This is a genomic window from Cryobacterium sp. MP_3.1 (assembly GCF_035984795.1).
Taxonomy (GTDB): domain Bacteria; phylum Actinomycetota; class Actinomycetes; order Actinomycetales; family Microbacteriaceae; genus Cryobacterium; species Cryobacterium zongtaii.
Genome location: NZ_JAXCHV010000027.1, coordinates 38973 through 44972, shown reverse-complemented (window position 1 = coordinate 44972; position 6000 = coordinate 38973). Strand labels below are relative to the sequence as shown.

The 6000-nt window shown below is 65.2% G+C and carries 5 protein-coding genes; 1 reads left to right on the top strand and 4 read right to left on the bottom strand.

The genetic code is table 11. The features are described 5' to 3' along the window. Positions 1-149 precede the first annotated feature (149 nt). The 4 genes from RCH12_RS14780 to RCH12_RS14765 form a co-directional block, all read right to left on the bottom strand. The gene (locus tag RCH12_RS14780) at positions 150-725 is read right to left on the bottom strand and encodes an SOUL family heme-binding protein (protein ID WP_327017368.1); all 576 of its coding nucleotides are present in this window, start codon (positions 723-725) and stop codon (positions 150-152) included. A gap of 76 nt (positions 726-801) precedes the next feature. Further along, positions 802-2313 carry a sodium/proline symporter PutP gene (gene putP / locus RCH12_RS14775; RefSeq protein ID WP_327017367.1) on the bottom strand — a complete coding sequence of 504 codons (1512 nt, stop codon included), beginning with the start codon at positions 2311-2313 and terminating at the stop codon, positions 802-804. Between the two features lie 147 nt (positions 2314-2460). Beyond that, positions 2461-3762, bottom strand: coding sequence for a glycosyltransferase (locus tag RCH12_RS14770; protein WP_327017366.1), 1302 nt, complete (start codon positions 3760-3762; stop codon positions 2461-2463). Positions 3763-3812: 50 nt separating this feature from the next. After that, positions 3813-4196, bottom strand: coding sequence for a PH domain-containing protein (locus RCH12_RS14765; RefSeq protein ID WP_327017365.1), 384 nt, complete (start codon positions 4194-4196; stop codon positions 3813-3815). A 221-nt stretch (positions 4197-4417) separates the two neighbouring features. On the opposite strand from RCH12_RS14765, the gene RCH12_RS14760 reads away from it, so the two are divergent. Further along, a complete protein-coding gene (locus tag RCH12_RS14760; protein ID WP_327017364.1) occupies positions 4418-5680 on the top strand; it encodes an NYN domain-containing protein in 1263 nt (420 codons plus the stop codon). The last annotated feature ends 320 nt before the right edge of the window (positions 5681-6000 follow it).

Genomic DNA, 6000 nt, shown 5'->3' with positions numbered 1-6000 from the left:
TCCGTGAACCTCCGACGGGGACCGGACTTCCTGACTGCTCCCATGATTTCATCCAATCAAATAGGAACACTGTCCGGAAGCACCGGGTCACCCCACCCGATTCCGTCCTAATGAAGTCACTGTTTCCTCTTTTCGAGGTGCCGGCCGGCTCAGGATTTATTGACGTTGATCAGCACCTCGTTGCGCCGCAGGAACGCGGGCTTGAACGGTGGATCGTAGCGGGCGAATCGCGGCTGACCGACCGGGGTGAGCCCGGCGGCCGAGATGGCCTGCCGCAGTTCGTCGAGGTGCCGCGTGTAGCTATCCTGGGTCCAGCGTCCGCGGTAACGGATGACGGCCACGAGTGCCTCAGGCACGGCACGCAGGTGCACCTCGGGGTTGGTCGGGCGCGGGGCGCTGTCGATGGTGAGGCTCGCCGGCAGAACGAACGCCACCCGGTAGTCGCCGTCCGCGGCATCCTCGTTTGCGACAGGCTGCTGCACCACCGGGGCTGTCATAGCAATCCGCGATCCGGCGGCATCCTGCACCACCGGCGCCGTCATCGCCACCTTGGTGCGGGAGACGTTCTCTCCGCTGATGTAGGCGAACAGAGAACGGAAGGCCCGGTTGCCGGCCTCGTCGAACGGCCCACCGACCACGATCTCGGCCAGCACATGGCCGGGACAGCGGCGCACCTCGAAGTCGTCGTAACTCTGCACACTCTCGTACGGCTGCTTTTCGGTCACACCCCCACGCTACAACGCACCCCGCCCGCGACCATGATCGGTCGGGGCGGGGTGCGAACGAAAGCAGTGCCGAGAACTAGACGGCGGCCGGAGCATCTTCCGGCTTCGTGTAGTTGTGGTGGGCCTGCGCCACGGCTTCGTCGAACTCCGCCTCAATCTCCATCGACGGCTTGTAGGTGGCCAGCGAGACCACCACGGTCACCAGCAGGCTCGCAAGGAAGCCCGGCACGATCTCATACATCGTGGCGCTCAGCTCGGAGTTGCCCCAGACGAACACAACCACGGCACCGGTGACCATGCCCACCAGGGCACCCCAGGTGGAGAGCTTCTTCCAGTACAGCGAGAGCAGCACCACGGGGCCGAACGCCGCACCGAAACCGGCCCAGGCGAAGCCGACCAGTTCCAGGATGGTCGAATCCCGGTTCAGTGCGATCAGCCCGGCGACGAGGGCCACCAGCAGCACACCCAGACGGCCGAGCATGACCAGCTGCTTGGGCGTCGCATCCTTCTTGCCCACGATCTTGTACAGGTCCTCGACCAGGGCCGAGGAGCAGACGATCAGCTGCGACGAGATGGTGCTCATGATCGCGGCCAGTACCGCCGCGAGCACCAGACCGGCGACGAACGGGTGGAACAGGATCTGCGAGAGCAGCAGGAACACGGTTTCCGGGTTGTCCAGGGTCACGTCGGGGTTCTGCTGGAAGTAGGCGATGCCGATCAGCGCCGTGGCCAGGGCGCCGAGGGCGGTGAGGATCATCCAGCCGATGCCGATCCGGCGGCCGGCCTTGGCGTCCTGCGGGCTGCGCAGCGCCATGAACCGCACGAGGATGTGCGGTTGGCCGACGTAGCCCAGGCCCCACGCGGCGGCGGAGATGACGCCGAGCACGGATCCGCCGGCGGTGAGCGAGAGCAGGTCGGGGTTGACCTCGCGAATGGAGTCGATGGTGGCACCGATTCCGCCGGTGGCGGAGAGGGCCACCACGGGCACCACGATCAGTGCGGCGAGCATCAGCAGGCCCTGCGCGACGTCGGTGAGGGTGGCGCCGAGGAAGCCGCCGAAGAGGGTGTAGAGCAGGGTGACGCCGGCGACGATGAGCATCCCGGCCAGGAAGGTGGAGCCGAACGAGTTCTCGAAGAACACCCCGCCGGCGACCATGCCGGAGGACACGTAGAACGTGAAGAACACCAGGATGATCACACCGGAGACCACGCGCAGCAGCCGCGAGGTGTCCTTGAGCCGGTTCTCGAAGAAGCTCGGGATGGTGATGGAGTTGTTGGACACGTGGGTGTACGAGCGCAGCCGCGGGGCCACGAACTTCCAGTTCAGCCAGGCGCCGATGGTGAGGCCGATCGCGATCCACGCCTCCACCAGACCGGACACGTAAATGGCGCCGGGCAGGCCGAGCAGCAGCCAACCGGACATGTCGGATGCGCCGGCGCTGAGCGCCGCGGTGCCGGGCTTCAGGCCGCGGCCGGCGAGCATGTAGTCGTCCAGATCCTTCGTTTGCCGAAAGGCAAACCAGCCGATTGCGAGCATCCCGGCGAAGTACAGCACAATCGCCGCCAACTGAAAAGTTTGATCCGTCATTGGAGTTCCTTTTGTTCGGATGCCCGGCCTGCGGGCACTCGGATGCCGCAAGCGGGCACGAGAAGTCGTCAAGTTTCACACACAAACGAGTTTCTGTGAAGTCGCACAGCCCGAACGGCGTCGCCTCGGGGTCGTTCACCGGCTCGGTTACGGCGTGGAGGGATTGGTCCGTCCGGTCGCCGGGATCAGGGTCTCGAGCTCGTCGATCAGGGCAGTGCCGGCGGCGTCGTGTCGGATCGCCTGGCCCAGCGCTTCGGCGGCCTGTCGGTAGTCGTCGGTGCCCAGCACCGTGCTCACGCCCCGGGCGATGCGCGGTGCCGGTGCGCGCCGCGACACCGCCACGCCGGCGCCGCGGGCCGTGACCCGGGCGGCGTTGTCGGCCTGGTCGCGGCCGTGGTGCAGGATCACCAGGGGCAGTCCCGCCGCGAGCGCCTTGATGACGGTGCCGTGGCCACCGTGGGTGACGACGAGGCTGGCCTGGCGCATCACCTCGCGGTGCGGCGCCGAATCCACCACCGTGACATTCGCCGGTGCCCGGAGCGCGTCGGCGGGAACCGTGGGCCCCGTGGTCACCAGGCCCCGCACGGGCAGGCTGCCGAGCGCGTCGACGACCCGTTGCAGGCAGTCCACCTGGTTCTGGAATGTGGAGGACATCGCGACCAGGACCAGCGGGTTGCCACCGGCCGGCGCGACCCATTCCTCCTCGGTCGCCCAGGCCGGATCGTCCAGGATCGGCCCCACATAGCGGGCGTTGTGCGGCAGCGTCGCCGGAAAGTCGAACGCCCGGGAGGTGAGCACGAGCTGACGTCGGGCGTGATGGATCTGGTCCCACATGTGCGCGGCCGGGCCGAGACCGTGGTCGGCCCGTACCGCGTTGATCTTCGCCAGCGCGTACCGGTCGATCATCCGGGCGCCCAGGGCGGTCATGGTCTCATCCCGCAGTCGCCCGAGCGGTCCGTGCACGGGTGACAGCCCGGACCCGAACGGCGGCATGCCCGCGGCCGGCAACGGGTAGGAGTTGGGGAGCAGCACGTCGAACGGGCATCCGTGGGCCTCGGCGGCGATCATGGCGCCGAGCGCAAAGGAGGAAGTGACCAGCAGATCCGGCCGCACGGCGTCCAAAGCGGCCGTCGTGTCCCTGGCCTGGGCCGGCGCCGGACCGGTGAACATGTAGTCGGCGATCCCCCGCGCGAGGCTCGTCGGGGTGCGCAGCTCGTAGTCGCGGAACGCCTCGGCCGGGCTCCACCGGCAGGGCACGAACATCGCGCCGGTGCTGCGCACCTGGTCCGCCAGCGACTCGTCCGCGAGCACAATGACCCGGTGCCCCCGGTCGACCAGCCGGCGGGCGACACCGAGCTCCGGAGGAACGGTGCCACCGCCGTCGGTGAGGGCGAACAGGTAGGTGCGCGGTGTGACGGTGCTCTCGGAGGTCGACGCGTCGCCGGTCATGCCGGTGATAGTACGCCGATTGCCGGTTCCGGCGACGACCGCGCCGGTTTCTAGACGACCGCCAGCTCGGCGCCGAGCACGGCGTGGGTGATGAGGCGGTCCAGCGCTCGCACGTCGACGGCCTTGCCCACCTTGATCTTGATGTGACCGGCGCGCGTCCACAACTCGATTTCCCCGTTCATGTCGAGCGAGCCGGCGTTCTCCGACGACCACATGTTCACGCTGGAGTACGGCAGCGAGTACATCTCGATCTTCTTGCCGGTGATCCCCTGAGCATCCCGCACGATAAGACGCTTGGTCGTGAACACCGCGCTGTCCCGGAACGTCTTGTACGCGGCGACCGCCTTCTCCCCCGGAACAAGCATGGGTTCAACGTCGGCCGGGATCGGAACCTCGGAGACAAAAGTCCAGGCGGTGATTGCAGCGGTATCCATGGGAGTCCTTTGGGTCAGGTTCACCGCGTCTAAAGAGATGCGGCACGGCCAATCTATTGCTCGTCGGCCACGCGCTCGGGCAGCGGCAGACCCCCATAGCGGGGCTTCCGAAGGCGTGATCAGCCAGTCACGAAAGGGGTGGATCGCACTGAACGCTAGGGTGTGAGCCAGTTCATCAATACTTGGGGGATGCCATGGACAGCAGGACACATCGGCGGAACGTGGCAGTTTTCATCGACTTGGAAAACATGTTTGGTGGCTACAACAACGGCGTCTCTGGAGTGCCTTTGTCGCGCATGCTCCGAGAGATTCGCCAGTTCGTTGAGGGTCTTGAAATTGGCTCGAGCGCGGCTACAACTAAGGCGTATGCCAACTGGATGGTGGCGGGCATGTCAACCTACCGCCGAGAAATGCTTGAGAACGCCGTCGAGCCCGTTCAGATTTTCTCCTACACCGGGACGGGGAAGAATGCAGACGAAGGCCGCAGGAAGAACGCAGCCGACGTTCAAATCGTGGTCGATGCTCTCAGCGTTGCGGTAGAGGCTCCGTGGGTCGACGTATTCGTGATCGTGAGCGGAGACGGTGATTTCATCCCTTTGGTCCGTCGCCTTCAGTATCTCGGCAAGTACGTTATTGGAGTTACGCTCACCGGTGCCGGTGCGGGCGGGGTGAGCGCGCTGTTGCGATCAAACGCGGACCACTATTTCGAGGTGGCGGCCGGTGTGCCAAGGGCATCCGCAGAAACCGCTTCGAGCGCCACCAAATCACCTGTTGAGAGCAACAGCGAATCCAGCTTTGCCCGGCTTCCGTCCGACAGGATTCCCACGCTCAACGAGTACGTGCAGTCCGTGAAAGAGATCGTTCTGCAGAACCCCAAGATGATGAGGGGTGACGAAGTTAGCGGCGCGCTGCTGGGGAACAGCCTCCGCACGCTGTGGCCCCGCGTGTCCTTCAGCACCTTCGGATTCAAAACACTCGGTGATTTCGTCGACAACGAATGCGGACTCAAAATCTACCGCCCAATTAGCGTGAAGAATCCGGTGTCCAAGTCGGCTCCGACAGCAACTGAGCCAGTATCTACGCCAACTGCCCCGGTCGCTGCTCTTGATTTGGAGGCGCTGCGCCTGTCATTTGAAGCCGTCGAGCCGGCCGTCATCTATCCGGGGCTCACACCGCTAGTCAACGTGCTCGAAGAATTGACGGTTGTATTTTCCCCCATGGAACCCGACGCCCTCCTCGATGCGCTTGGGGACGATTTACCGGATGTACCGGCGGAACAGATCAGGCTCGCACTCGGACTTCTGTTCGCAGTGGGAGCGTTCCGAGTGGAGGATGACTCCGCTCTGCTGCTCACATCCGACGTGACTGGCGTGGAGGACGGAATCGCTCTGGTTCTGGGTGACGCCAGGAGGCGGGCCGAGACAATAGAAATGGCCCCGACCGACGAGGAAATCAGGGTGGCGTTGTTTGGGCAGAATGTCTGACGTGAGCGGTGACGCGGCGGTGCCGCCAAAGCGGATGCGACTTCGATACGCCGGGCAATGCCGAACATGCACGTCCGAAATCCCCGCCGGCACGATGGCGGTGTACGAGCGACAGACCAAGACAGTGACGTGTGTGGAGTGCCCGACCCGACCGCCACACGCTGCACCGGAGGTCGCGAGTCCGTCGCACGCGCTACCGCCGGAGGGTTCTCACGCCACCGGTCCGGAATTACAAGCAGAGTCAGTTGAGGTCTTCACAGGCACAGCCGGCGCCTCCGCCAAACGAGAATACGAGCGTCGTAGAGATAGGCGCGACAGCC

What these genes read in the sequence shown, in the direction of transcription:
- RCH12_RS14770 (WP_327017366.1), bottom strand. Translation starts at nt 3,762, where the DNA reads ATGACCGGCGACGCGTCGACCTCCGAGAGCACCGTCACACCGCGCACC.
- putP (WP_327017367.1), bottom strand. Translation starts at nt 2,313, where the DNA reads ATGACGGATCAAACTTTTCAGTTGGCGGCGATTGTGCTGTACTTCGCC.
- RCH12_RS14765 (WP_327017365.1), bottom strand. Translation starts at nt 4,196, where the DNA reads ATGGATACCGCTGCAATCACCGCCTGGACTTTTGTCTCCGAGGTTCCG.